20 protein-coding genes are annotated in these 25,381 nt (G+C 72.7%); 9 read left to right on the top strand and 11 right to left on the bottom strand.

The window, feature by feature from the left end:
• The first annotated feature begins 114 nt into the window (after positions 1 to 114).
• Entirely contained in the window at positions 115 to 1,593 is a 1,479-nt protein-coding gene (locus tag ACIRDU_RS02345) for a regulator (RefSeq protein ID WP_403573229.1), read from the top strand.
• 84 nt (positions 1,594 to 1,677) lie between these two features.
• On the opposite strand, the gene ACIRDU_RS02340 is transcribed toward ACIRDU_RS02345, so the two are convergent.
• Together ACIRDU_RS02340 and ACIRDU_RS02335 are read right to left on the bottom strand one after the other, a co-directional pair.
• Positions 1,678 to 3,084, bottom strand: coding sequence for an NAD(P)/FAD-dependent oxidoreductase (locus tag ACIRDU_RS02340; protein ID WP_403573226.1), 1,407 nt, complete (start codon positions 3,082 to 3,084; stop codon positions 1,678 to 1,680).
• A 282-nt stretch (positions 3,085 to 3,366) separates the two neighbouring features.
• On the bottom strand, positions 3,367 to 4,269 hold the full coding sequence (locus ACIRDU_RS02335; protein ID WP_403573223.1) for a TIGR01777 family oxidoreductase: 903 nt from the start codon (positions 4,267 to 4,269) through the stop codon (positions 3,367 to 3,369).
• 71 nt (positions 4,270 to 4,340) lie between these two features.
• Here ACIRDU_RS02335 and ACIRDU_RS02330 point away from each other — a divergent pair, with 71 nt between their 5' ends.
• A complete protein-coding gene (locus tag ACIRDU_RS02330) occupies positions 4,341 to 4,838 on the top strand; it encodes a GNAT family N-acetyltransferase (RefSeq protein ID WP_403573220.1) in 498 nt (165 codons plus the stop codon).
• Positions 4,839 to 4,845: 7 nt separating this feature from the next.
• Here ACIRDU_RS02330 and ACIRDU_RS02325 read toward each other — a convergent pair whose 3' ends face one another.
• Complete coding sequence (locus ACIRDU_RS02325) at positions 4,846 to 6,030, bottom strand: MarP family serine protease (RefSeq protein ID WP_403573217.1); 1,185 nt, start codon at positions 6,028 to 6,030, stop codon at positions 4,846 to 4,848.
• Positions 6,031 to 6,308: 278 nt separating this feature from the next.
• Here ACIRDU_RS02325 and ACIRDU_RS02320 point away from each other — a divergent pair, with 278 nt between their 5' ends.
• The gene (locus ACIRDU_RS02320; protein WP_403575106.1) at positions 6,309 to 7,085 is read left to right on the top strand and encodes a peptidoglycan recognition protein; all 777 of its coding nucleotides are present in this window, start codon (positions 6,309 to 6,311) and stop codon (positions 7,083 to 7,085) included.
• A 53-nt stretch (positions 7,086 to 7,138) separates the two neighbouring features.
• Positions 7,139 to 7,375 carry a hypothetical protein gene (locus ACIRDU_RS02315; RefSeq protein WP_403573214.1) on the top strand — a complete coding sequence of 79 codons (237 nt, stop codon included), beginning with the start codon at positions 7,139 to 7,141 and terminating at the stop codon, positions 7,373 to 7,375.
• On the opposite strand, the gene ACIRDU_RS02310 is transcribed toward ACIRDU_RS02315, so the two are convergent.
• The 7 genes from ACIRDU_RS02310 to ACIRDU_RS02280 all read right to left on the bottom strand — a co-directional run bounded on the left by ACIRDU_RS02310 (position 7,376) and on the right by ACIRDU_RS02280 (position 17,933).
• Complete coding sequence (locus ACIRDU_RS02310) at positions 7,376 to 7,894, bottom strand: DUF4240 domain-containing protein (protein WP_403575103.1); 519 nt, start codon at positions 7,892 to 7,894, stop codon at positions 7,376 to 7,378.
• Between the two features lie 56 nt (positions 7,895 to 7,950).
• Positions 7,951 to 8,937, bottom strand: a complete 987-nt coding sequence (locus ACIRDU_RS02305) for a helix-turn-helix transcriptional regulator (RefSeq protein ID WP_403573211.1) — start codon at positions 8,935 to 8,937, stop codon at positions 7,951 to 7,953.
• A gap of 59 nt (positions 8,938 to 8,996) precedes the next feature.
• Positions 8,997 to 11,699, bottom strand: a complete 2,703-nt coding sequence (gene aceE, locus ACIRDU_RS02300) for a pyruvate dehydrogenase (acetyl-transferring), homodimeric type (RefSeq protein WP_403573209.1) — start codon at positions 11,697 to 11,699, stop codon at positions 8,997 to 8,999.
• A gap of 267 nt (positions 11,700 to 11,966) precedes the next feature.
• Positions 11,967 to 12,590, bottom strand: a complete 624-nt coding sequence (locus ACIRDU_RS02295) for a GntR family transcriptional regulator (RefSeq protein WP_033312601.1) — start codon at positions 12,588 to 12,590, stop codon at positions 11,967 to 11,969.
• A gap of 176 nt (positions 12,591 to 12,766) precedes the next feature.
• On the bottom strand, positions 12,767 to 14,575 hold the full coding sequence (sucB, locus tag ACIRDU_RS02290) for a 2-oxoglutarate dehydrogenase, E2 component, dihydrolipoamide succinyltransferase (protein ID WP_403573206.1): 1,809 nt from the start codon (positions 14,573 to 14,575) through the stop codon (positions 12,767 to 12,769).
• A 63-nt stretch (positions 14,576 to 14,638) separates the two neighbouring features.
• Positions 14,639 to 16,027, bottom strand: coding sequence for a dihydrolipoyl dehydrogenase (lpdA, locus tag ACIRDU_RS02285; RefSeq protein ID WP_403573204.1), 1,389 nt, complete (start codon positions 16,025 to 16,027; stop codon positions 14,639 to 14,641).
• A 379-nt stretch (positions 16,028 to 16,406) separates the two neighbouring features.
• Entirely contained in the window at positions 16,407 to 17,933 is a 1,527-nt protein-coding gene (locus tag ACIRDU_RS02280) for a leucyl aminopeptidase (protein ID WP_403573201.1), read from the bottom strand.
• A gap of 521 nt (positions 17,934 to 18,454) precedes the next feature.
• On the opposite strand from ACIRDU_RS02280, the gene ACIRDU_RS02275 reads away from it, so the two are divergent.
• The 5 genes from ACIRDU_RS02275 (at position 18,455) to ACIRDU_RS02255 (ending at position 25,060) form a co-directional block, all read left to right on the top strand.
• Positions 18,455 to 20,488: a hypothetical protein gene (locus ACIRDU_RS02275; RefSeq protein WP_403573198.1), complete on the top strand. Its 2,034-nt coding sequence runs from the start codon at positions 18,455 to 18,457 to the stop codon at positions 20,486 to 20,488.
• 99 nt (positions 20,489 to 20,587) lie between these two features.
• Positions 20,588 to 22,120 (top strand): GT4 family glycosyltransferase PelF, encoded by a 1,533-nt coding sequence (gene pelF, locus ACIRDU_RS02270; RefSeq protein WP_403573196.1) that lies wholly within the window; start codon positions 20,588 to 20,590, stop codon positions 22,118 to 22,120.
• Positions 22,117 to 23,625 carry a hypothetical protein gene (locus ACIRDU_RS02265; RefSeq protein WP_403573193.1) on the top strand — a complete coding sequence of 503 codons (1,509 nt, stop codon included), beginning with the start codon at positions 22,117 to 22,119 and terminating at the stop codon, positions 23,623 to 23,625. Before pelF ends, ACIRDU_RS02265 begins: the two co-directional genes overlap by 4 nt.
• Positions 23,622 to 24,281: a spherulation-specific family 4 protein gene (locus ACIRDU_RS02260; RefSeq protein WP_403573190.1), complete on the top strand. Its 660-nt coding sequence runs from the start codon at positions 23,622 to 23,624 to the stop codon at positions 24,279 to 24,281. Before ACIRDU_RS02265 ends, ACIRDU_RS02260 begins: the two co-directional genes overlap by 4 nt.
• Entirely contained in the window at positions 24,278 to 25,060 is a 783-nt protein-coding gene (locus ACIRDU_RS02255; RefSeq protein WP_403573187.1) for an endo alpha-1,4 polygalactosaminidase, read from the top strand. Before ACIRDU_RS02260 ends, ACIRDU_RS02255 begins: the two co-directional genes overlap by 4 nt.
• Here ACIRDU_RS02255 and ACIRDU_RS02250 read toward each other — a convergent pair.
• Entirely contained in the window at positions 25,020 to 25,253 is a 234-nt protein-coding gene (locus ACIRDU_RS02250; RefSeq protein ID WP_403573185.1) for a hypothetical protein, read from the bottom strand. The genes ACIRDU_RS02255 and ACIRDU_RS02250 overlap by 41 nt on opposite strands.
• Positions 25,254 to 25,381: the final 128 nt, after the last annotated feature.

The raw sequence follows: 25,381 nt of genomic DNA, 5'->3' as shown, positions 1-25,381 counted from the left end.
TGTGATGGGGTGTTTACTCTCCGCTACATTCGCGCCGTTCAGTAAGGCATAAGGCCTGCTCACAGGCAATCCGCGCACATCACGAAGGCCGGAAGGCAGGAGACCGCACCACAGATGACGGAACGACCCGCGCAGCGCACCCCCAACCGACAGCTCGCCGCGCTCATCGCAGAAGCGGGGTTCTCCAACGCGGGACTCGCCCGTCGCGTGGACCAGCTCGGTCTCGAACACGGGCTGGATCTGAGATACGACAAGACATCCGTCACCCGGTGGCTGCGCGGTCAGCAGCCCAGGGGCACCACACCCGCCCTGATCGCCGAGGTCTTCACCCGGCGCCTGGGCCGCCGCCTCACCGCCCAGGACCTCGGCCTGGACGCCTGCGCCCCCGTCTACGCGGGGCTGGAGTTCGCCGCCACCCCCGAGGAGGCCGTCGACATCGTCAGCGGGCTGTGGCGCAAGGACTCCGGCAGCCACGCCGAGCTCCGCAAGATCGCCTTCACTCCGGCCGGGCTCGTGGTGCCCAGCCGCGACTGGCTGATCGGCCGGGCCGACGAGAAGGTCGCCCGGGGCGAGCAGCCCGCCGCGCGGATCCCGGCGCAGGGCCGCCCCGCCCTGCGCCCCACGGCCCCGGCCGGACAGGGCGTGCCGTCCCTGCCCCGCGGGCGCGGCCAGGCCGAACGCGGCCCCGGCCAGAAGGTCACCGCCGGCGACATCGCCGCCCTGCGCTCGGTCGGCGAGCTGTTCCGCACCCTCGACGACGCCTACGGCGGCGGCCATGCCCGCCAGGCCCTGGTGCGCTACCTGGAGCACGAGTGCGAGCCGATGCTGCGCGGCACCTACGGCGAGCAGACCGGCCGCCGGCTGTTCGCGGCGGCGGCCGACCTGACCCGGCTCGCGGGCTGGACGTCGTACGACATCGCCGCGCACGGACTCGCCCAGCGCTACTTCGTGCAGGCGCTGCGGCTCGCCCAGGCGGCCGGGGACCGGACGTACGGGGCCTATGTGCTGGTCACCATGAGCCGCCAGGCCGTCTACCTCGGGCACGGGCGGGAGGCCGTCCAGCTCGCCCGGGTGGCCCAGCAGGGCGTCGGCACCTCAGGCCCGCCCGTCGTCCAGGCCCTGCTGCACGCCTCCGAGGCGCGCGGGCACGGGGTGCTCGGCGAGGTCCGGGCCTGCACCGCGGCCCTGGTCCGCGCCGAACGCGCCCTGGAGACGGCCCGGCCCGGCGACGACGTCCCGCACTGGGCGAAGTTCTTCGACGAGGCACAGCTGGCCGACGAGTTCGGCCACTGCCACCGCGACCTGCAGCAGTTCCGCGCCGCCGCCCAGCACGCGGAACGCTCACTCCAGCTCCGGGCCCCCTCCTACGCCCGCAGCCGCCTCTTCTGCCGGATCGTCCTGGCCACCGCCCGCCTGGGCCTCGGCGAACTCGACCAGGCCTGCCAGCTCGCAGCGGAAGCGGCAGGCCAGGCGGCCGAGATGCGCTCGGTACGGGCGGTGGAGTACGTGAGGGACTTCGAGCGACGACTGGAGCCGTACAAGGACGCGGCCCCGGTGCGGACGTACCGCGACAAGGTGGCGGCCCTTGGCTGAGGAGCCCGGGGGCGCGGAGCTGTGTCGATGTGCGGCTCCGCCGCGCGGGCGCGACAAGCCACAGCGCACCCGCGCCCGAATCACCTACGCGGCCCTGGGCACGGTCGGCACAGGCTCGGCGACATGCAGAGACCGCCCCGCCCCCAAGTCCGCCAAGATCGCCGCCGACGCCCGATGCCCGGAGTGCAGAGCACCCTGGACCGTACTGGTGTCCCGGTGATCCCCACACACGTACAGGCCCGCGAGCAACCGCACCGGCCGCCGCAGATCATGCGGCGGCCGCATCGCCGGCACCGCCTCGGCCGTGTGATGCACGGCCAGCGTCTCCCACCGGGCCGTCGGCACCCCGTACAGCCGCGCCAGATGCATCCGTACCGCCGTGTCCACGTCCCCGGGAGGCCGCCCGAGCACCGTCGACGACACCAGCGCCCGTCCCGCCGGAGCCCGGGACGGGTCGACGTCACTGACCACCGCCGTGTGCGCGACCGGCCCGCCGAGATCCGCGTCGAGCAGCAAGGACGCCCCCGTCGCCGGAGGCTCGTCCGTCGTGTGGTGCACCACCGTCACCGGATGGAACTCCGGCACCCTCAGCCCGGGCAGCAACTCCGCCGCGGCCCGGGCATCCGTCGCCACCAGCACCGCCCGGCAACGGATCTCACCGTGCTCGGCGGTGGTCACCGACGTCGTCGAGACGGAGGTGACCCGTACGCCGGTGTGCACCGTGCCCGGCGGCAGTGTGCGTGCCAGCAGCTCCGGCAGGGCCTCGGCACCGCCCTCCGGCAGGCACAGCCGGCCCCGCGCGAAGGAGCGCAGCGCGAGGTCCGCACACCGGCTGGACGTCGTGAGGCCCGGGTCGCAGAGCAGAGCGGCGAGCAGCGGGCGCAGGAAGCCGTCGATCGTACGGGCGGGCAGTCCGCGCGCAGCCAGGGCCTCACCGGCGGGCAACTCGGGGCGGGCCAGCAGCCGTTCGGCCGGTGTGCCCGCCAGCCGGGTCAGGGCGGCACCCAGCCGGGCCTGGTCGACGGCCGTGCCGAGCGGGGCGCCGGACCGGCTCCGGGGGACGGAGACCTGCCGGCCGGGCACGGCCACCGGCCGCCTGGGCGGCCTGGGTGCGGACGACGGCCGGGGAGCACTCGCAAGGGCGCGTACCGCGTGCAGTGCGCCCCGTGCGCCCCCTGCACCCGGCTGCACGCCGGCGCGGTGGTGACGTCCGTCGCCGTGCAGCAGGACGCCGGGTGCGAAGGGCCGCAGCACCAGTCCGTCGAGACCCGGCGTCAGTCGTAGTTCCGGATACGCCGTGGACAGCAACTGGCCGACCCGGTCGAGCCGGAAGCCGTCGACCTTCTCCGTCGCCATCCGGCCGCCGACCCCATGGGCGGCCTCCAGGACCATGGTCGTCACTCCTGCGCTGGTCAGCCGGTGCGCGGCCGAGAGTCCGGCGACCCCGGCCCCCACGACGACCACGTCCGCCTGGTACGCGGGCTCAAACACGTGCCCCTCCTCGAGGTTGCGCGGGCGCTGGAGACGTCATGCCCTCAACAGGCCGCAGGGATACGCGAGTTCTGGTCGAGGGTAGGACCGTGATCGGTCAGCGGGAGTCGCGCATGAACAGGGCACGGTCGCACAGTGGTCGCATATGGATGCCTCGTGGGCATGAAGTGGTCGCAGGAGGCTGGTGCGCGGGTCGATGAGCTGGCTCGGACACGCCGGTCGGATCTCGGACAGGCGGCCGGTCTGCGCCGCGAAGACACGTTCCGTCGGGGGCGGGAGCCGTCACAGCGCCGCCCGGATCGCTCCCTCGATCTCCGGGAACGCGAACCGGAAGCCCGACTCCAGCAGGCGCGTCGGCAGCACCCGGGCGCTGCCGAGGACGTCCCCCGCCATCTCGCCCAGCACGCTCCGCAGGACGGGCGCGGGCACCGGGAACAGCGTCGGGCGGTGCAGCACGCGTCCCATCGCGGCCGTGATCTCACGGTTCGTCAGGGGGTTCGGGGCGGTGATGTTGAACGGTCCGGACAGGCCGTCGGTGTCGATCAGATGCCGGATCGCGGCGACCTCGTCGTGCAGCGCGACGAACGACCAGTACTGCCGCCCGTCGCCCAACCGCCCCCCGGCCCCCGCCCGGAACAGCGGGAACAGCCGCCCCCAGGCGCCGCCCTCGCGGGAGACGACCAGCCCGGTCCGCGTGAACACCGTGCGGACGCCGGCCTCCTGGGCGGGTGCCGTCGCCCCCTCCCACTCCACGCACAGCGCGGGCAGGAAACCCTCTCCCGCGGGCGCGCTCTCGTCGACCGCCCGCTCCCCGGTCTCGCCGTAGTAGCCGATGGCGCTGCCGTTCACGAAGACCCGCGGCCGGTCCGTGCCGCCCAGCGAGGCGACCGCCTCGGCGAGGGCCGCCGTGCCCTTCACCCGGCTGTCGCGGATCCGCTGCTTGTAGGCCTCCGTCCAGCGCCGGTTGCCGACACCCGCCCCCGCCAGGTTCACCACCGCGTGGCACCCCGCGAGCCCGGCCGCGTCCACCCGCCCGCCCTCGGGGTCCCAGCGGATCTCCCCGGCCGCCCGGGGCGTGCCGCGCACCAGGCGGCGCACCTCGTGCCCGTCGGCGGTCAGGGACCGCACCAGGGCGCCGCCGATGAGACCGGACGCACCCGCCACCGCGATTCTTGAATGTTCCATAAACCCATCCTGCCGGGTGGCTCCGTAAATCCCTTGCAAGGCCTTGATCCGCTCGCCGTAGGGTGACGCCCATGCCCGAGCTCCCCGAACCGCGCATCCGCGCCGCCCGGCCCGATGACGACGGCGAGCTGGCCCTGCTCGACCGGCTCACCTGGTCGCACCGGCACGCGGTGATGCCCGAGCCGCAGCCGCCGTACGCTCCCTTCTTCAGCGAGCGGCACACCCCGGAGGACTGCCTGGTCGCCGAGCTCGGCGACCGCCTCGCGGGCTATGTCCACCTCGGTTTCCCCACTCCGCTCGACTCGAACCGGCACGTCCGCCAGATCCAGGGCCTCGCCGTCGCCGAGGAGGCGCGTGGCCTGGGGGTCGGGCGGGCGCTGGTCCGGGCCGCCGTCGACGAGGCCCGCCGGCGCGGCGCCCGCCGCGTCACCCTGCGGGTCCTCGGGCACAACACCCCGGCCCGGGCGCTCTACGAGGCCGAGGGGTTCGTGGTCGAAGGGATCCTGCCCCAGGAGTTCCTGCTCGACGGGGCGTACGTCGACGACGTGTTCATGGGGCGCTTCCTGTGACCCGGGGCTACGACGCGGCCAGCTCGCCCGTGTCCACCGGTGCCGTCGCGCCCGCGGCGCTGCGCGCGTCGGAGGCGACCTCGTCCGCCGTCAGGACGTAGCCCGTCTCGGCGTCCGTCGTGGAGCGGGCGAAGACCACGCCGAACACCCGGCCGTCCGTGGTGAGCAGGGGGCCACCGGAGTTGCCGGGGCGGACCGTGGAGCGGATCGAGTAGATCTCGCGGGTGGCCGTCCCGTCGTTGTAGATGTTCTGGCCCGTCGCCCGCACCCGGTTCGCGACCGTCGCCGCCTGGAGGTCCAGGTCGCCGTCCTGCGGATAGCCCGCGACGACCGCCGAGTCACCGCGCTCGGCGTTGTCGTCGAACCGCAGCACGGGCGCCTCGAGCCCCGGCACGTACAGCACGGCCACGTCCTTCTGCGGGTCGAAGAGCACCACCCGCGCCTCGTACGTCCGCCCGACCCCGCCGATCTGCACGGTCGGCTCGTCGATGCCGGCCACGACATGGGCGTTGGTCATCACGTGCTCGCGCGCGTACACGAACCCGCTGCCCTCGCGGCCCTGCGTGCCCGCGACGCCCTCGACCTTCACGGTGCTCCGCTTGGCGGCCTCGGTGGCGGCGGCCGTGACACTGTCGCCGGTGGGCCTCGCGACCTCGGCCGTCGACTCGTTCTCGAAGGGGTTGAAGACCTGCGGGAAGCCCGCCTGCGTCAGCGCGGACGTGGCCCCCGAGAACCAGGCCGGTGTGGTGTCCGGCATCGTCCGCTGCACCGCGCCGAGCAGCCGCGAGTCCCGGATCGCCGAGGTGACCAGGGGCGACGAGGACGCGCCCAGGACGCTGGCCGCCACCCACGCCACGATCAGCACGGCCACCGAGTTGGCCACGGCCCCGCCGATCCCGTCCGCCACTCTCAGCGGCCCCCGGTCCAGCTCCCGCCGCAGCAGCAGCGCGAGACGCCCCGCCAGCTCGTGGCCCAGCACCGCCGGGAGCAGCACCGTGAACACCGCCGTCACCGTCGCCCGCGTCGTCCCCGGCTCCACCCAATCCATGACCCACGGCAGGATCCACACGCCGACGACCGCGCCGCCCACGAAGCCCGCCAGCGACACACAGCCGGCCACCAGGCCGCGCCGGTACCCGGACGCCGCGTAGGCCAGGACGACCAGCAACAGCAGGATGTCGAGCAGGTCCACGCACGCCGCCTTTCTCTCGGAACCCCTTAATACGCGGGGGGAGGGCCCGGTGATCAGTCACACGCGCGCGGGATGATCGGAATCGGCCACGCGGGCGTGCACACGGATAAACGTCGCGGACCGTGACGATGGTTCCACCAGGTGGCACATCACACATCGCGGACTGACCGGATCAGGCCGAGAGTGGGGCCATGCGTGTCTTCCGAAGACGGCGGGGCGCACGCAGGCACTCCGCCGCCGGGACACCCGGCACAGCCGGCCTGCCGCGCGGGGCACGGGTGCTGCTCGGCTGCCTGCCGGGTGTCGCCGCCGTCGTGGCGCTGGTCCTGTGCGCCCACGGCGTCGAGAACGCAGCCGAGACCGGCTCCAGCGCCGCCCCGGCCCGTTCCACCGCCACGCCTTACGCCGCTCCCCGCCCGCACATCGTGCCGAGAGCGCACTGGCTGGGCGACGCCGCCCGCGTGCAGCCCCGCCCCCGTTACGACGACCGGGTCGCCGCCGTCTTCGTCCACCACACCGACTCGCCCAACGGCTACGACTGCGCCGACGCGCCCCGCATCATCCGGGACCTGTACACCGGCCAGACCGGCACCCGCGACTGGGACGACATCGGCTACAACTTCGTCGTCGACCGCTGCGGCACCATCTACGAGGGCCGGGCCGGCGGCGTGGAGCGCGCCGTCACCGGCGCCCACACCCAGGGCTTCAACCACCGCACCACGGGCATCGCCGCCCTCGGCACCTTCACCGAGGGCATGCCCGTCCCACGGCCCATGATCCGCGCGATCGCCGCGCTGTCCGCGTGGAAGCTGGGCCTGACCGGCACCGACCCGCGCTCGGACGTCCGCCTGGTCTCCAGCAACGGCCTGAGCCGGTACGCGGCCGGCTCCACCGCCCGCCTGCCCGCCCTCGCAGGCCACAACGACGGCTACATGACCAGCTGCCCGGGCGCCGCCCTGCACGCCCGCCTGCCCGAGATCAGGCAGCTCGCAGCCCGTCTCCAGGGCCGGCCGGACGGTCCACAGGAAGGCCACAGCGAACGCGCGGCGTCCTGAGATCCAGGCCCCCTACGGTCACCCCCACAGGCAGCCGACCGGAGGTGGGGACCATGAACAACCGTCGTACGAAGGCCCCGGGGAACGGGGCAGACGCGGGGGTGCGGACGGGGGGCACACGCGGCCCCTGGGCGGTGCTGTGCGCGGCCGTGACCGTCGTCCTGGGCCCGGCCGCGGTCACCGCGTCCGCCCTCGACCAGGCCAACGCCGCCCCGATGCGCCACGCCGTCCAGGCCGATCCGACGCACGCCTACATTCCCTCCGACACGAGCCGCCGCCGGATCACCTGATCAGCCCCTGAAGCGCTCCCACAGCCGGGGGTAGCGCTCGGCGAGCAGCCCCTCGTTCTCGAAGTCCAGCGGCGTGCCCTCGGGTTCCGGGGGCGCCGGCGCGATCTCCAGGTCGGGGGCGACCACGCCGGTGAGCTGCTCGTAGGCCTCGTCCGCCGCGTAGCCGAGTTCCTCGCCGTCGCCGTCGACCTCCTCGTCGAAGTCGTCCAGCAGATCGGCGAGGGCGTCCGGGTCGTGCACGGCACCCTCGAAGACCTCGCGGCCCTGGCCGATCAGCCAGCACCGGAAGAAGTCGAAGGCGTCGTCGCTCGCCCCGTCGAGCAGCACCCAGGCGGCGCCCCACAGGTCCCAGCGGTAGGCACGGTTGTAGCGGGACTCGAAGTGCCGGGCGAAGTCCAGGACCGAGTCCGGGTCCAGCTGGGCGAGCCGGTCCACCAGCAGGTCGGCCTGCTCCTCCGGGTCGCCCTCGGCGGCCTCCCGGGCGTCGTCCACCAGCTCCCAGAACTCCGTCTCGTCCATCACGGGTCAAGCATCGGCCCTGGGGCACAGGGGCGCACCCGGAGTGCGCGGGATCGTTATGCGCCGTCCCGGGGCCGGTAGAGCCGGGCCAGCCGCGCCGCGTCCGCGGCGAACCGCTCCCGCAGGCTCTCCGGCGCCAGCACCTCCACCTCCGGGCCCAGGGCCGCCAGCTGGGTGTGGGCGACCTCCTCGGACTCCACCGGCAGGGCCACGGTCACCCAGCCGTCGCCGTCCGGGGCCTCCGCGTCCGCCAGTGCCTCCCGGGCGGTCGGCGAGTCGAGGGCGTACGGCAGCGCGCGCACACCGTCGGGGGACAGCCGCACGACGACCCGCGCGCGCAGGATGGACCGCGCGAACTGCTCCGCCCGCTCCTCCCAGAACGCGGGCAGGTCGAAGTCCGGCTCCCGCTCGAAGCGCTCACCGTCCGCGTCCACCGCCGTGAACCGGTCGATCCGGTAGACCCGGAAGGACGCGCCCCGGGCCACCCGGGCGCACAGGTACCAGACGCCCGCCTTCAGCACCAGCCCGTACGGCTCCAGCTCCCGGACGACCTCGTCCTCCCCGCGCCGGTAGCGCGCGCTGATCCGCCGGTCGTCCCACACCGCGTCGGCGACGGCGGGCAGCAGGGCCGGCGTCTTCGGCTCCTTGAACCAGTTCGGGGCGTCCAGATGGAACCGCTGGGCGGCCGTCCTCGAGGCGTCCCTGAGGGACGGCAGCAGTGCCGCCGACACCTTCAGCCGGGCCGCCGAGGCCGCGTCCTCCAGGCCCATCTCGCGCAGCGCGCCGGGCACCCCGGACAGGAACAGTGCCTCGGCCTCGCCGCGGTGCAGCCCGGTCAGCCGCGTCCGGTACCCGCCGACCAGCCGGTAGCCACCGGCCCGGCCACGGTCCGCGTACACCGGCACGCCCGCCTCCGACAGTGCCTGCGCGTCCCGGGTGACCGTCCGCTCCGACACCTCCAGCTCACGGGCGAGCTCGGCGGCCGTCATGGAGGGCCGGGACTGGAGCAGCAGCACCATCTTGATCAGCCGGGCAGCGCGCATGGCCACATCATGCAGCAGGCCCCCGCCGGGGCGGGGGCCTGCCGATCAACGGGCCGTTCTCACAGCCCGTACTTCTCGCGCGCTTCCTTCACGGACGCCGCCTTGACCTCGCCGCGCCCCGCGAGCTGGGCCAGGGCCGCGACGACGATCGACTCGGCGTCGACACCGAAGTGGCGGCGGGCCGCCTCACGGGTGTCCGAGAGGCCGAAGCCGTCGGCGCCCAGCGAGGACCAGTCCTGCTCGACCCACTGCGCGATCTGGTCCGGGACCTGGCGCATGTAGTCGGAGACCGCCAGCACCGGGCCCTCGGCCCCCTGCAGCGCCCGCCGCACGAACGGCACCCGCTCCTCGCCGCGCAGCAGCGCCTCGTCCGCCTCCAGAGCGTCCCGGCGCAGCTCGCTCCAGGACGTCGCCGACCACACGTCGGCCGCCACGCCCCACTCCTCGGCGAGCAACCGCTGCGCTTTGAGCGCCCAGTGGATCGCCGTACCGGAGCCGAGCAGCTGGATGCGCGGGGCGTTCGCCGGGGGCGTGATGCCCGCCGACTCCGCCGTGTTGAAGCGGTACAGGCCCTTGACGATGCCCTCGTCGATGCCGTCGACGGACGGCTTCGCGGGCTGCGGCAGCGGCTCGTTGTAGACGGTGAGGTAGTAGAAGACGTTCTGGTCCTCACCCGGGGCCGCCTCGCCGTACATCCGGCGCAGACCGTCCTTGACGATGGCCGCGACCTCGTAGGCGAACGCCGGGTCGTAGGACAGCGCCGCCGGGTTGGTCGCCGCGATGACGGGGGAGTGGCCGTCGGCGTGCTGGAGGCCCTCACCGGTCAGGGTGGTACGGCCGGCCGTGGCGCCGACGAGGAAGCCGCGGCCGAGCTGGTCGCCGAGCTGCCACATCTGGTCGGCCGTGCGCTGCCAGCCGAACATCGAGTAGAAGATGTAGAACGGGATCATCGCCTCGCCGTGCGTCGCGTACGACGTCGAAGCGGCGATGAAGTCGGCCATCGAACCGGCCTCGGTGATCCCCTCGTTGAGGATCTGGCCGTTCTGGGCCTCCTTGTAGTACATCAGCTGGTCGCGGTCGACCGGCTCGTACGTCTGGCCCTTCGGCGAGTAGATGCCGAGCGACGGGAACAGCGACTCCATACCGAAGGTGCGCGCCTCGTCCGGGACGATCGGCACCCAGCGCTTGCCCGTCTCCTTGTCGCGGACCAGGTCCTTGACCAGGCGGACGAACGCCATGGTGGTGGCCACGTTCTGCGAGCCGGAGCCCTTGTCGAAGGAGGCGAACGCCTTCTCCGCCGGGGCGGGCAGCGGGGCGACCGGGTGGACACGGCGGGCCGGGGCCGGACCGCCGAGGGCGGCACGCCGCTCCTGGAGGTAGCGGACCTCGGGGGAGTCGGCGCCCGGGTGGCCGTAGGGGACCACGCCGTCGACGAAGTCGCTGTCCTTGATCGGCAGCTCCAGCAGGTCGCGCATGTTCTTGAACTCGTCCACCGAGAGCTTCTTCATCTGGTGGTTGGCGTTCTTCGACGCGAAGCCCTCGCCGAGGGTGTGGCCCTTGACCGTCTGGGCCAGGACGACCGTCGGCGCGCCCTTGTGCTCGACGGCCGCCTTGTACGCGGCGAACACCTTGCGGGCCTCGTGACCACCGCGCGAGAGGTGGAAGCACTCGAGGATCTTGTCGTCGCTCAGCAGCTTCGCCATCTCCACGAGCGCCGGGTCACCGCCGAAGAAGTCCTGGCGGATGTAGGCCGCGTCGCGGGTCTGGTACGTCTGGATCTGCGCGTCCGGTACCTGGCGCAGGCGGCGTACGAGCGCGCCCGTGGTGTCGAGCCGGAACAGCTCGTCCCAGGCCGTGCCCCACAGCGTCTTGATCACGTTCCAGCCGGCGCCGCGGAACTGGGCCTCCAGCTCCTGCACGATCTTGAAGTTGGCGCGGACCGGGCCGTCGAGGCGCTGGAGGTTGCAGTTGATGACGAACGTGAGGTTGTCCAGCTCCTCACGGGCCGCGAGCGCGAGGGCCGCCGTCGACTCGGGCTCGTCCATCTCGCCGTCGCCGAGGAACGCCCACACGTGCGAGGCGGAGGTGTCCTTGATGCCGCGGTTGGTCAGGTAGCGGTTGAAGCGCGCCTGGTAGATGGCCGACAGGGGGCCGAGGCCCATGGAGACCGTCGGGAACTCCCACAGCCACGGCAGGCGCCGCGGGTGCGGGTAGGAGGGCAGGCCGTTGCCGCCCGCCTCCCGGCGGAAGTTGTCGAGCTGCTCCTCGTTCAGACGGCCGTCGAGGAACGCGCGGGCGTAGATGCCGGGGGAGGCGTGGCCCTGGATGTAGAGCTGGTCGCCGGAGCCGTCGGCCTCTTTGCCCTTGAAGAAGTGGTTGAAGCCGGTCTCGTACAGCCAGGCGGCGGAGGCGAAGGTGGCGATGTGGCCGCCCACGCCGTACTTGCTGCCCCGGGTCACCATCGCGGCCGCGTTCCAGCGGTTCCACGCGGTGATCCGCTGCTCCATCGCCTCGTCACCGGGCACGGCCGGCTCGGCGGAGGTGGGGATGGAGTTGACGTAGTCGGTCTCGAGGAGCTTCGGCAGCGCGATGCCGGCGCCCTCGGCGCGCTCCAGCGTGCGGCGCATCAGGTATGCGGCACGGTGCGGCCCGGCAGCCTTGGTGACCGCGTCCAGGGAGGCCTGCCATTCGGCGGTCTCCTCCGGGTCCCGGTCGGGGAGCTGGTCGAGCTCGCTCGGCTGGATGGCGTTGGGGTCGGTCATGTCGCCGCCTTCCTCAGTCGAAGGGGGTTCCCTCACATAAGGGGATCGGGGGTGCCCTTTGTCTTTGGCAGGACAGGGCGCGGGGCTTGGGTGGAAGCCCGTCGGCGACTGTAACTTGCTGATCGATGATCGATCAAAGGGTTGAGGGGCAAAACCTCTTGATCACGAGAAAGTAGGCACGGGGTGCCTCCGCCGGTGGCACGCGGTGACTGGTTTTCGCATGGTTTTCGCAGGTCGGAGGCGTTTGAGCGAGGGTGTGCTCGGGTGTCACGCCCGGGGCGCGCAGCCCAGGACATGGGCCTTCACCAGTTCCGCGATGCGGGGGTCGCGGCGCTTGAACGCGGCGACGAGCTCCTCGTGCTCCTCCGCGTACGACTGCTGCTGGGTGCCCAGCCAGCGGATCGACAGGGCCGTGAACACCTCGATGCCGAGGCCTTCCCAGGTGTGCAGCAGGACGGAGTTGCCGGCGGCGCGGACCAGTTCGCGGTGGAAGGCGACGGTGTGGCGGACCTGGGCCGTGCCGTCGGAGACGCGGTCGGCCTCGTACAGGGCGCTGACGTGGGGCTCCAGTGCCGAGCAGTCCTCCGCGAGGCCCTGGGCGGCCAGCTCCGCGGCGATGGCCTCCAGGCCGGCCCGGACCGGGTAGCTCTCCTCCAGGTCGGCGGCCGTGAGGTTGCGGACGCGCACGCCCTTGTTCGGAGCGGACTCGATCAGGCGCAGGGACTCCAGCTCGCGCAGGGCCTCGCGGACCGGGGTCTGGCTGACCTCCAGTTCGGTGGCGATCCGGCGCTCGACGATCCGCTCACCCGGCTGCCAGCGTCCGCTGATGATCCCCTCCAGGATGTGCTCGCGGATCTGCTCGCGGAGCGAGTGGATGACGGGCGCGGTCATGAGGGCTCCTTACGCGGGATCGACGTGTAGACAATACGGCCGGTTCGTTCCGCGGGTGAGGTGGGTGGGGGTGTCTTGGTGCAGGTGAGACGAGGCTTACACGGGGGGTGTGAAAACGGGCGGTGCCCCTGCCCGGAGATGTCCGGACAGGGGCACCGCTCAGCCGTGAAGGAAGGTCAAAGACCCAGCTCGACCTCGAACTCGCCTGCCTCCAGGATGGCCTTGACCGCCGTCAGGTAGCGGGCGGCGTCGGCGCCGTCCACCAGTCGGTGGTCGTAGGACAGGGTCAGGTACGTCATGTCGCGGACGCCGATGACCGTGCCCTCCTCCGTCTCGATGACGGCGGGGCGCTTGACCGTCGCGCCGATGCCGAGGATGGCGACCTGGCCCGGCGGCACGATGATCGTGTCGAAGAGCGCGCCGCGCGACCCGGTGTTGGAGATGGTGAAGGTCGCACCGGACAGCTCGTCCGGAGTGATCTTGTTGGCCCGCACCTTGCCCGCGAGCTCGGCCGTCGCCTTGGCGATACCGGCGAGGTTGAGGTCACCGGCGTTCTTGATGACCGGGGTCATCAGGCCCTTCTCGGAGTCCACCGCGATACCGATGTTCTCGGTGTCGAAGTAGGTGATGGTCCCCTCGGCCTCGTTGATCCGGGCGTTGATCGGCGCGTGCGCCTTCAGCGCCTGGGCCGCGGCCTTGACGAAGAACGGCATCGGGGAGAGCTTGACGCCCTCACGGGAGGCGAACGCGTCCTTGGCACGGGCGCGCAGCTTCATCAGACGCGTGACGTCGACCTCGACGACCGAGGACAGCTGGGCCTGCTCGTGCAGGGCCTTGACCATGTTGTCGCCGATGACCTTGCGGATCCGCGGCATCTTGATGGTCTGGCCGCGCAGCGGCGACGCCTCCAGCGCCGGGGCCTTCTTCGCGGCCGACGGAGCGGCGGCGGGGGCCGGAGCGGCGGTGGCGGCCTTCGCGGCCTCGGCGGCGGCGACGACGTCCTGCTTGCGGATACGGCCGCCGACGCCGGTGCCCTTGACGCCGGCCAGGTCGACGCCCTGTTCGGCGGCGAGCTTGCGCACCAGCGGGGTGACGTAGGCGCCGTCGTCGGCCGGCTTGGCGGCGGCCGGGGCCGCGGGAGCAGCCGGGGCCTGGGTCGGAGCCGGGGCCGGCGCGGGAGCGGACGGAACCGGCTCGGGAGCCGGGGTGGTCTGCTGCTGCGGGGCCGGAGCCGACGGAGCCTGCGGGGCCGACGGAGCCTGCGGGGCCGGGGCGGCCTGCTGCGGCGCCGGAGCCTGGGCGGGCTCGGGCTGCGCCGGGGCGGCCGGGGCCTCCTGCGCGGGGGCGGCGGCCGGAGCGGCACCCGCCTCGCCGATGACGGCGAGCTTGGCGCCGACCTCGGCGGTCTCGTCCTCGCCGACCACGATCTCCAGCAGCGTGCCCGAGGTGGGCGCCGGGATCTCGGTGTCGACCTTGTCGGTGGAGACCTCGAGCAGCGGCTCGTCGGCCTCGACGCTGTCACCGACCGACTTCAGCCAGCGGGTGACGGTGCCCTCGGTGACGGACTCGCCGAGCGCGGGCAGGACGACGTCCGTGCCCTCGGCGGAGCCGCCGCCGGCAGCGGCGTCGGCGGTGGGGGCGGGCGCCGGGGCGGCCTGCTCGGTGGACGGGGCGGCCGGGGCCGGCTCGGGAGCGGGCTCGGCGACCTGCTCGGCCTGCGGGGCCTGCTCGGCCGCGGGCGCGCCGCTGCCGTCGTCGATCAGGGCCAGCTCGGCGCCGACCTCGACCGTCTCGTCCTCGGCGACCTTGATGGAGGACAGCACGCCGGAGGCGGGGGAGGGGATCTCGGTGTCGACCTTGTCGGTGGAGACCTCGAGCAGCGGCTCGTCGGCCTCGACGCGCTCACCCTCGGCCTTCAGCCAGCGGGTGACAGTGCCCTCGGTGACGCTCTCGCCGAGCGCCGGAAGGGTTACGGAAACCGCCATGGTTTCGGTTGCTCCTTACGGAAAGTGCGGAAGTCTGTGTCGTCGCGTTCGTCGACCGAGGGGTCAGTCGTGCGCGTGGAGGGGCTTGCCGGCCAGGGCCAGGTGGGCCTCGCCGAGCGCCTCGTTCTGCGTCGGGTGGGCGTGGATGAGCTGCGCGACCTCGGCGGGCAGCGCCTCCCAGTTGTAGATCAGCTGGGCTTCGCCGACCTGCTCGCCCATGCGGTCGCCGACCATGTGGACGCCGACGACGGCACCGTCCTTGACCTGGACGAGCTTGATCTCGCCCGCGGTGTTGAGGATCTTGCTCCTGCCGTTGCCGGCGAGGTTGTACTTCAGAGCGACGACCTTGTCCGCACCGTAGATCTCCTTGGCCTTGGCCTCGGTGATGCCGACGGAGGCGACCTCCGGGTGGCAGTACGTCACCCGCGGGACACCGTCGTAGTCGATCGGAACGGTCTTCAGACCGGCCAGGCGCTCCGCCACCAGGATGCCCTCGGCGAAGCCGACGTGCGCGAGCTGGAGGGTCGGGACGAGGTCACCGACGGCGGAGATGGTCGGCACGTTCGTGCGCATGTACTCGTCGACCAGGACGTAACCGCGGTCCATGGCGACGCCCTGCTCCTCGTAGCCCAGGCCCTGGGAGACCGGGCCGCGGCCGATGGCCACCAGCAGCACCTCGGCCTCGAACTCCTTGCCGTCGGCGAGGGTGACCTTGACGCCGTCCTGGGTGTACTCGGCCTTCTGGAAGAAGGTGCCCAGGTTGAACTTGATGCCGCGCTTGCGGAACGCGCGCTCCAGCAGCTTGGAGGAGTTCTCGTCCTCGACCGGGACGAGGTGCTTCAGGCCCTCGACGATCGTGACCTCGGTGCCGAAGGACTTCCACGCGGAGGCGAACTCGACGCCGATGACACCGCCGCCCAGGATGATCGCGGACTTGGGCACGCGGTCCAGGACGAGAGCGTGGTCGGAGGAGATGATCCGGTTGCCGTCGATCTCCAGGCCGGGCAGCGACTTCGGCACCGAGCCGGTCGCGAGCAGGACGTGGCGGCCCTCGACACGACGGCCGTTGACGTCGACGGACGTGGGGGAGGACAGCCGTCCCTCACCCTCGATGTAGGTCACCTTCCGGGAGGCGACGAGCCCCTGCAGGCCCTTGTACAGGCCGGCGATCACGCCGTCCTTGTACTTGTGGACCCCGGCGATGTCGATGCCCTCGAAGGAGGCCTTCACACCGAACTGCTCGCTCTCGCGGGCCTGGTCGGCGATCTCGCCCGCGTGCAGCAGGGCCTTGGTGGGGATGCAGCCCCGGTGCAGGCAGGTGCCGCCGACCTTGTCCTTCTCGATCAGGGCGACGTCCAGGCCCAGCTGCGCCCCGCGCAGGGCCGCGGCGTAACCACCGCTGCCACCGCCGAGGATCACTAGGTCGAAAACGGTGCTGGCGTCGTTCGCCACGTCACGTCCTCCATGCATGTGCGCCGTGAGCCGGTCTTCAGTGACCGGCAGGCGGCTGGTGTCCGGCCGCTCGTTCTTCGGCCCTTCGGTGGGGCCCTGTCCTGCCGAGCCCCATCTTCGCACTTGTCAGCACACAAGGAGACGCCGGGCTGCTGTGTGAGACGCCCCACGTTCACATGAGCCGCCCGGGGGAGCCGCCCTCAGGGGCGCGGGGCTGTGTCTGATCTGCGGCTGCGCCGCGCGGGCGCGACCAGCCCTCACGCATACGGGCGACCGACGGCAGGGAAGCGCGCCCCGAAGGGGCGCGGGGAACCGCGCGACCAGCCCCCACGCCCCCGCACTCGCCACACAACCGGCGAGATGGCGCCGAGAGGCGAACTCAGCCGAGGTCACCCGCGGCCGTCAGCTCGGCCAGCCGCACCAGCGTCCGCACCCCACTGCCCGTGCCGCCCTTCGGCGTGTACCCGAACGGCCCGCCCTCGTTGAAGGCCGGCCCGGCGATGTCCAGGTGCGCCCAGGTGATGCCCTCGCCCACGAACTCGCGCAGGAACAGACCGGCGACCAGCCCGCCGCCCATCCGCTCACCCATGTTCGCGATGTCGGCCGTGGCCGAGTCCATCCCCTTGCGCAGGTGCTCCGGCAGCGGCATCGGCCACGCCGGCTCCCCGACCTCCTCCGCCGCCTCGTGCAGCGCCGCGCGGAAGGCGTCGTCGTTGCCCATGATCCCGAACGTCCGGTTGCCCAGCGCCAGCACCATCGCGCCGGTCAGCGTCGCCACGTCCACGATCGCGTCCGGCTTCTCCTGCGACGCCGCCCACAGCGCGTCCGCCAGCACCAGCCGGCCCTCCGCGTCCGTGTTGAGCACCTCCACCGTCTTGCCGCTGTACATCCGCAGCACGTCACCCGGACGGGTCGCCGAACCGGAGGGCATGTTCTCGGCCAGGGCGAGCCAGCCGGTGACGTTGACCTCCAGGCCGAGACGCGCGGCGGCGACGACCGCGGCGAAGACCGAGGCCGCGCCGCTCATGTCGCACTTCATCGTCTCGTTGTGACCGGCCGGCTTCAGCGAGATGCCGCCCGAGTCGTAGGTGATGCCCTTGCCGACGAAGGCGAGGTGCTTCTTCGCCTTGGAGGAGGTGTACGACAGCTTGACCAGGCGGGGAGTCGCCGCCGAACCGGCGCCGACGCCCAGGATGCCGCCGTAGCCGCCCTTGGTCAGGGCCTTCTCGTCGAGCACCTGCACCTTGATGCCGTGCTCCTTGGCGGCGGCCTGGGCGATCGCGGCGAACGACTCGGGGTTCAGGTCGTTCGGCGGGGTGTTGACCAGGTCGCGGGCGCGGTTGAGCTCCTCGGACACGGCGACGGCCCGCTCGATCGCGGCCTTGTACGCCTTGTCGCGGGGCTTGCCGCCGAGCAGGGCGACCTCGACGAGGGGAGCCTTGCCGTTCTTCGCCTTGGGGTCCTGGCCGTTGGCCTTGTAGGCGTCGAAGGAGTACGCGCCGAGCAGCGCGCCCTCCCCGATCGCGCCGGCGTCGGCGGCGTCGCCCAGCGGCAGCGCGAAGGCGGCCTTCTTGGACCCGGCCAGGGCGCGGGCGGCGACACCGGCGGCCTTGCGCAGCGTCTCGGTGCCGTAGTCGGCGTCCTTCTCCGGGACCGCGCCCAGGCCGACCGCCAGGACGAGCGGTGCCTTGAAGCCGGACGGCGCCGGCAGCTTCGTCACCTCGCCCTCGCCGCCGGAGGCGCCGAGAGTCTCCAGAACGCCGGCGAGCCTGCCGTCGTACGCCTTGTCCACGGCCTCGGCGCCCGGTGCGACGACCGGCCCCTTGGCACCCTTGGCGACACCGATCACGATCGCGTCGGCCCGCAGACCGGACGCCGCGGCGGTGCTGAGAGTGAGAGCAGTCACGGTGGTGAAATCTCGCTTCCGATGTGAAGTTGCTGTGGTCGAACGGTGTGGGTCGACCGGGCCCGACAGCCGACCCTGAGGGTCGGTCGGCAATCTCCCGTCTGCCCGGCGGCGTCTGGCACGCGCATCTGCGGCGTTGTCGTCGGTCACCGACGCTCCGCGTCGACTCCCTCCTCCGCCTTGCAGCTGCACGCACCAGACGCCGCCGGGCCCGCCCTCCGGGCGGACGACGGGAGATTGCCGACCGACCCTATTCCGACCTCAGGGTCCGGTACTCACGGGGCCTTCCCCGGTGCGGCGAACACTCGACGTCGAGACTACGCGCGTGGCCCCGTTCGCTCATTCCTGCGGGCGTTCACCTGTCGGTGGCGTAGTGGCCATTTCTTGATCCCTCACACTGGTGAACTGAGTCACACTCATCGCGATCCGGTGAGCGACCCGCTCGCCGCTTTGCATGATTCCCACGGATCCTCCTCTGTTCGACCGCAAGAGGATTCCGCGGATCTTCTGGGGGAGGAACCATGGCGCAGCGTGCGCGCGGATGGAGAAACACGGCCGCCGCGATGACGGCGGCAGGCATGATCACGGCCGGGGCCACGGCGCCCGGGGCGGCGGCCGCCGAGACGCCCCGCATCGATCTGAAGGTGCTGGTGGTGGACAACGGCGACAGCCCCGTCAAGGCCGTCACCGCCCAGTTGAAGAGCACGGGCATCCCGTACACCACCATCGATCTGAACGACTCCGGCCGGCCGAAGATCACGGAGTCGTTCCTGAGCGACACCGTCAGCGGCCGGCCCCGCGCCAAGTACCAGGGCGTCGTCCTGCCGAACGAGGCGCCGTTCGGCGCGGGCTCCGCCGAGCAGACCGCCCTGGAGACCTACGAGCGGACGTACGGCATCCCGCAGGTCGACGCCTACACGTGGGCGCATCCGGAGGTCGGCCTCGACTACACCAGCGAGGGTGGCTGGGCGGGCACGCTCGACGGGCGCGAGGCAACCGTCACCGCGGCCGGGAAGTCCGGCTGGTTCGGCTACCTCGACGGCGCGTTCCGCTTCGAGGACAACGCCCCGGCCGTGCAGGAGAGCTACGGCTATGTCGCCCGGCCCCGCCCCGGCTTCACCAGCTACGTCGACCTCCCCGTGCCCGGCGGAACCGGCCGCGGCAGCCTCGTCGGCGAGTACGCCCACGACGGCCGCCGCGAACTCGTGGTGACCTTCGCCTACAACAACAACCAGCAGCAGTTCCGGCTGCTGGCCCGCGGCATCGTCGAGTGGCTCACCCAGGGCGTGCACCTGGGCCGGACCCGCAACTCCTTCGCGGTGCACGTCGACGACGTGTTCGCCCCCGACAGCCGCTGGGACACCGAACGCAACTGCACTCCGGGCGACTTCGACTGCGCGGGCGGCGACGGCGAGGGCACCACGCCGATCCGCATGACCGCCGACGACGCCGCCTACGCCGCCCAGTGGCAGCGCGAGCACGGCTTCACCATGGACATGGTCTTCAACGCCGGCTCCGGCGAGGAGTGGAAGACCGAACACGGCGGCACCGACGCCCTCACCGCCCGGCTGCTCGCCGACAAGGCGCAGTACCGCTGGGTCAACCACACCTACACGCACCCCTTCCTCGGCTGCGTGCAGGACACCTCCGGCGTGCCGTGGAGCTGCGCGAAGAACGCCGACGGTTCGACGCGGTACATGAGCCGCGCCGAGATCGCCGCGCAGATCCGCGACAACCACAACTGGGCCGTGAACAAGGGCCTCCCCGTCGACCGCGCCGAGCTGGTCACCGGTGAGCACTCGGGCCTGAAGACCCTGCCGCAGCAGCCGAACGACAACCCCAACCTGGCCGGCGCCCTCGCCGACACCGGCGTCAAGTGGATCGCCTCGGACAACTCCCGCGAGCCCGAGCAGCGTGCGGTCGGCAACGCCCTGACCGTCCCGCGCCACCCGATGAACGTGTACTACAACGTGGGCACGGCGGCCGAGATGGCCGACGAGTACAACTGGGTCTACACCTCGCGCGGCGACGGCGGCAGCGGCGTCTGCGAGGACAACCCCACCTCGACGTGCCTGGACGAGCCGCTCGACGTCACCACCGGCTACGCCGGGCACATCGTCCCGCAGGAGGCGCGCATCGCCCTCGGGCACGTCCTCGCGGGCGACCCCCGGCCGCACTACGCCCACCAGTCCAACCTGGCCGAGGACCGGCTGCTCTACCCGGTCATGGAGAAGGTGCTCGCCGACTACCGGGCCCTGTTCACCGACAACGCCCCGCTGGAGAACCCCCGGCAGAGCGCCATCGGCACCGAGGTGCAGCGCCGCGCCGCCTGGCAGAGCGCCCTGGCCGACAACCGTGTGACGGCGTACCGGATCGGTGGCACGGTCACCGTCACCGCCCCGTCCGGCACGCAGATCCCGGTGACCGCCCCGGAGGGCACGAAGAAGCAACTCGTGCTGGGCACGACGGCGTTCGGCACCCCGTACGCGGGAGCCCGCTCGGCCTGGACGACCCCGGCGGCACTCCAGTCGGCTCTCACCTTGAAGCTGCCCTAGAGGGGCGCGGGGAACTGCGCGACCAGCCACAAAGGGCCCGCACTCGGGATCCGGCAGCAGTTCCCCGCACACCGTCCGCACCACAGGGGGAAACACCGCATGAGGCGAACAGGCCGTCATGTCACCATGCTCACGGAAGGCACCTACCCGCACGTCCACGGCGGCGTCAGCACCTGGTGCGACCAGCTCGTCAGAGGCATGCCCGAGGTCGACTTCCACATCGTCTCGCTCACCGGCAGCGGCCGCGAACCCGTCACCTGGGAACTGCCGCCCAACGTCTGCCGGCACACCACCGTGCCGACCTGGGGCCCGCGCCCCGGCCGCAGAAGGCCCCCGTACGGCAGGGACCGCCGCCGCTTCACCGAGACCTACGAGCGCTTCCTGCTGGCCTTCCTCGACCCCGGCTCGCACGCCGACTTCGGCGAGTCCCTGAACGAGCTGGCCGAACTCGCCCGGGACGGCCGCCTGCCGGCCGCGCTGCGCACCGAGTCCGCGCTGCGGTCGCTGATGTGGATCTGGACCATGCCGCATCTGCCGACGGCCGCCGCCCGCCCCACCGTGCACGACGCGCTGACCGCGACCGACCTGCTGGAGCACGCCCTGCGCCCGCTGGGCGTCCGCATACCCGAGAACGCCGAGGGCACCGTCGCGCACGCCGTCAGCAGCGGCCTCGCGACCCTGCCCGCGCTCGCCGCCCGCCATCTGGACGGGGTGCCGTTCCTGCTCACCGAGCACGGCATCTACCTGCGCGAGCGCTACCTCGGCTACCGCCGCGACGCCCAGCGCTGGCCCGTGAAGGCCTTCATGCTGGGCTTCTACCGCGAGCTGAACTCCTACGGCTACCGGGCCGCCGACCTGATCACCCCCTGCAACCAGTACAACCGCCGCTGGGAGGAGCGCGGCGGCGCCGACGCCGACAAGATCCGCACGGTATACAACGGCGTCGACCCGGCCGCCTTCCCGCACGCCGGCCCCGAGCCCGAGGTCCCCACCCTGTCCTGGTGCGGCCGGATCGACCCCATCAAGGACCTGGAGACCCTGCTCCGCGCCTACGCGATGGTGCGCGCCGAGATCCCGGCGACCCGGCTCAGGCTCTTCGGCCCGGTCCCGCCCGGTGGCGAGGCCTACCGCACCCGGCTGGAGAAACTCGCCGCCGAACTGGGTGTCACCGACGGCCTGACCTTCGAGGGCCGCATCAGCGAGGTCTGGCGCGCCTACGCGGCCGGGCACCTGGTCATGCTGTCGTCCATCTCCGAGGGCTTCCCGTTCTCCATCATCGAGGCCATGTCGTGCGGCCGTACGACGGTGTCCACGGATGTCGGCGGGGTGCGCGAGGCCGTCGGCGACACGGGCCTGGTGGTGCCCCCGCGCGAGCCGGAGAAGATGGCCGCCGCCGCGCTGACCCTGCTCAAGGACGACCGACGGCGCCTGGAGCTGGGCGAGTTGTCACGCCAGCGCGTCATCGACCGGTTCACACTGCGCCGCTCGGTGGACGCCTTCCGCACCATCTACAAGGAACTCGCGGGCGAGGACGAGGTGTACGAACCCACGCTGGAGACCGTCGCCGACTGGACCCTGGAACTGCGCGACCCCTGGTACGCCACCGTCGCGACGGACGGAGCCGGCTGGTGAGCGGAAGCGTCTGGCTGCCCCCGGGCTCCCGCCCCGACACCCTGCCCGCCATTCCCCGGCAGCACACCCCCGGCTGGGCCCGGCCCGACCCGGTCGACGAACTCGCCGACCGTCTGGCGGACTTCGCAGCCGCGGCCGTCCACCCGGACGAGATAGCCGCCCTGCTGGAATCCGACGGCCTCTCCGACGACCAGATACGCGAGCGGTACGGCGTGAAGAACTCCTTCGCGCTCGCCGAGACCCTCTACGAACGCGTCGAACGCCGCTACCCCGAGCCCGACGGCCCCCCGCACGACCCCTGGCGGATCGGCCTGCTCGGCTGCCTCCTGCGCGGTGTCGTCTTCGCCCTGCCCGGCCTCGCCTACGTCCTCGGCGCGCCCCTGCTCGCCGGCCCCGGCGACTTCGGCCTCCCCGCGGGCACGGTCCCGCTCCTCGCCGGCGCCCTGTGCGGCTGGACGTGGAACCAGGGTCTCGCCCACCGGGCGTACGCGTGGCTGGGGCTGGGCGACCGCACGGCCGCGCGGCGCGCCCTGCTGCTCGGCGCTCCGGCGGGGGCGCTGCTCGGCTCCCTGGTCGCCGTGTCGTGCGCGGGCAGCGCCGCCCCGGCCGTGGCCGCCTTCGCCGCCGGGCAGTCCTGCTATCTGGCCGCGGCGACCGTCCTGCTGGTGATGGGCCGTGAACGGCTCCTGCTGGCCGCCCTCGCGCCGATGGCGGCGGGCGCGGTCCTGTCCCTGGTCGAACCGCTGCCCGAGGCGGCATGCCTGACCCTGCTGCCGGCTTCCCTGGCGGCGGTCGCCGTGCTCGCGCTGCGTGAGGTGGCGCCCGCCCTCAAGGACGAGCACGGCTGGAGTGCCGGTCTCGTCGCCCTGCTCCCGTTCGGCGCGTTCGGCACCCTCCCCGCCCACCGCCGCCCGGCCGCACCCCGGCTCACGGGCTCCCTGCCGTACGCCCTGTTCGGGCTCGCCACCGGGGTCCTCGTGCTGTACGCGGCGCTCGGCGACGTCCTCGCCGGCGAGACGGCCGGTGCGGTCGCCGCGCCCGCCGCCGTGGCGCTCACCCTCAGCATGGGTCCCGCCGAGTGGCTGCTGTACCGCTTCCGCAGCGAGAGCCTCGCCGGACTGCGCTCCAGCGGCACCGCCCGGGACTTCCGGCGCACCACGGCCGGGACGCTCGTGCGGTGCCTGGCCGCCTACCTCGCCGTCCTGCTCGCGCTGAGTCTCGCCGCCTCCGCCCTGTGGCCGCACACCCCGGCCCCGGGCGGCATCCGGCTGGCCGGGCTGCTCCTGCTGGGCGTGGTCCTGTGGACGGGCCTGCTGCTCCAGTCGTTCGGCGCGGTGACCGGCGCGACGGCGGTGTGCTGTGCCGCGGCCCTCGTCCAGACCCTGCTCCTCGTCACCCGCACCGGCGATCCGCACCTGACGGGAACGGTCGTGTACGGCACGGCCGCCGCCGTTCAGACCGCCCTGGTGTGCACCCTGCTGGGGAGGGCAACCGCCCACCGATGAGTACTCTCCTGGTCCCTTACTACGAGCACCCGTCCGTCCGCCCGGCGGCCTGGGACGCGATCATCGCGGCGGCGCCCCGCCTCTACGGGGTCGTCCTCAACCCGGCCAGCGGCCCCGGCGACCGCTCCGACCCGGCCTTCGCCGAGGTCGCCGCCCGGCTGCGGGCCGCGGGGGTGCGGGTCCTCGGATACGCCGACACCGACTACGGCCGCCGCGCCACCACCGACGTCGTCCGCGACCTCACCAGGCACCGCGACTGGTACGGCACCGACGGCGCCTTCCTCGACCAGGTCCCGTCCGGGCCCGAGCGGTTCGAGCACTACCAGAAGCTGGCGGTGGCCGCCTGGGGCGTCGGCTGCGGCACCCTCGTCCTCAACCACGGCACGGCACCGCACCCCTGCTACGCCCGCATCGCCGACGTCCTCGTCACCTTCGAGGGCACCTGGGACGCGTACCGCGCGCTGCCCCCGCAGCCCTGGCCCGGAGGCACGGACGTACGGCTGTGCCACCTGGTGTACGACGTCCCACCCGACGCCGACCCGGCGGGCCTGGCCCGGTCGCGGGGCGCGGTGGTGCACTGCGCGGTGCCCGGAACCGGAGATCATCCGTGGGGCACACTGCCGTACACCCTGAACCACGCGGAGAACGCCCCGTGAGACGCCTGACCCGGCTCGTCGTGACCCTCCTCCTGGTGCTGCTCGCCGGATGCACCCAGGCCCCCGACGACAAGCCCGGCCCCCGCTGGCAGCCCCGCCCCGGCACCGCCTGGCAGTGGCAGCTCAGCGGGCGCCTGGACACCTCCGTCGACGTGCCCGTCTACGACATCGACGGCTTCGACCACTCCGCGGACACGGTCGCCCGGCTGCACCGCGAGGACCGCAAGGTCATCTGCTACCTGTCCACGGGCGCGTGGGAGGAGTTCCGCCCGGACGCCGGCGACTTCCCCCGGGCGGTCCTCGGCCGCGGCAACGGCTGGAAGGGCGAGCGCTGGCTCGACATCCGCCGCACCGACGTCCTGGAGCCGCTCATGGCGGCCCGGATCGACATGTGCCGCGACAAGGGCTTCGACGCGGTGGAGCCCGACAACATGGACGGCTACCGCAACGAGACCGGCTTCCCGCTCACGGCCACTGACCAGCTCCGCTACAACCGCCTCATCGCCCGGCTGGCCCACGACCGGGGCCTGGCCGTCGGCCTGAAGAACGACCTGGACCAGATCCCGGAACTGGTCGGGGACTTCGACTTCGCGGTCAACGAACAGTGCGCCCAGTACGGCGAGTGCGCGGCCCTGAAGCCGTTCGTCGAGGCCGGCAAGGCCGTCTTCCACGTCGAGTACGAGGTCCCCACCGGCCGCTTCTGCGCCGACTCGCGCCGGCTGAAGCTGAGTTCGCTGCTCAAGAAGTACGAGCTGGGGGCGTGGCGACGGGCCTGCTGAGCCCGATCCCGGTGACCGCCGTGCCCGCGATCCGGTCGGCGAGGGACCGGCGGCCGGGGGAGAGGACCGGCAGCGCCGCCCGCCGCGCCGCCCTGAGCCTGCACGGGAGGTTCGGCGTGACCTTCAGCCCGGTCAGGGCGTTGCCGACCGTGCGCCCGGCCAGGGCCAGGCACGCCCACTGGTAGAGGAACACCGTCAGCACCAGCAGCCCGAAGGCCTGCGCGACAGGCCAGGCGGGGGCGCAGTCTCGGCATGAACATCCCCGACCACGTGTGTGTGCGGGCACGAAGCCAGCCCCCGTCCGGTCCGGGCAGGAGAGGG

The organism is Streptomyces sp. NPDC093598 (assembly GCF_044764825.1).
GTDB lineage: Bacteria > Actinomycetota > Actinomycetes > Streptomycetales > Streptomycetaceae > Streptomyces.
Note: the sequence above shows the minus strand (reverse complement) of the source record. Positions and strands in the feature narration are given on the sequence as shown.

What these genes read in the sequence shown, in the direction of transcription:
- ACIRDU_RS02345 (WP_403573229.1), top strand. Translation starts at nt 115, where the DNA reads ATGACGGAACGACCCGCGCAGCGCACCCCCAACCGACAGCTCGCCGCG.
- ACIRDU_RS02335 (WP_403573223.1), bottom strand. Translation starts at nt 4,269, where the DNA reads ATGGAACATTCAAGAATCGCGGTGGCGGGTGCGTCCGGTCTCATCGGC.
- ACIRDU_RS02330 (WP_403573220.1), top strand. Translation starts at nt 4,341, where the DNA reads ATGCCCGAGCTCCCCGAACCGCGCATCCGCGCCGCCCGGCCCGATGAC.
- ACIRDU_RS02315 (WP_403573214.1), top strand. Translation starts at nt 7,139, where the DNA reads ATGAACAACCGTCGTACGAAGGCCCCGGGGAACGGGGCAGACGCGGGG.
- ACIRDU_RS02310 (WP_403575103.1), bottom strand. Translation starts at nt 7,894, where the DNA reads ATGGACGAGACGGAGTTCTGGGAGCTGGTGGACGACGCCCGGGAGGCC.
- ACIRDU_RS02305 (WP_403573211.1), bottom strand. Translation starts at nt 8,937, where the DNA reads ATGCGCGCTGCCCGGCTGATCAAGATGGTGCTGCTGCTCCAGTCCCGG.
- aceE (WP_403573209.1), bottom strand. Translation starts at nt 11,699, where the DNA reads ATGACCGACCCCAACGCCATCCAGCCGAGCGAGCTCGACCAGCTCCCC.
- ACIRDU_RS02295 (WP_033312601.1), bottom strand. Translation starts at nt 12,590, where the DNA reads ATGACCGCGCCCGTCATCCACTCGCTCCGCGAGCAGATCCGCGAGCAC.
- sucB (WP_403573206.1), bottom strand. Translation starts at nt 14,575, where the DNA reads ATGGCGGTTTCCGTAACCCTTCCGGCGCTCGGCGAGAGCGTCACCGAG.
- ACIRDU_RS02275 (WP_403573198.1), top strand. Translation starts at nt 18,455, where the DNA reads ATGGCGCAGCGTGCGCGCGGATGGAGAAACACGGCCGCCGCGATGACG.
- pelF (WP_403573196.1), top strand. Translation starts at nt 20,588, where the DNA reads ATGAGGCGAACAGGCCGTCATGTCACCATGCTCACGGAAGGCACCTAC.
- ACIRDU_RS02260 (WP_403573190.1), top strand. Translation starts at nt 23,622, where the DNA reads ATGAGTACTCTCCTGGTCCCTTACTACGAGCACCCGTCCGTCCGCCCG.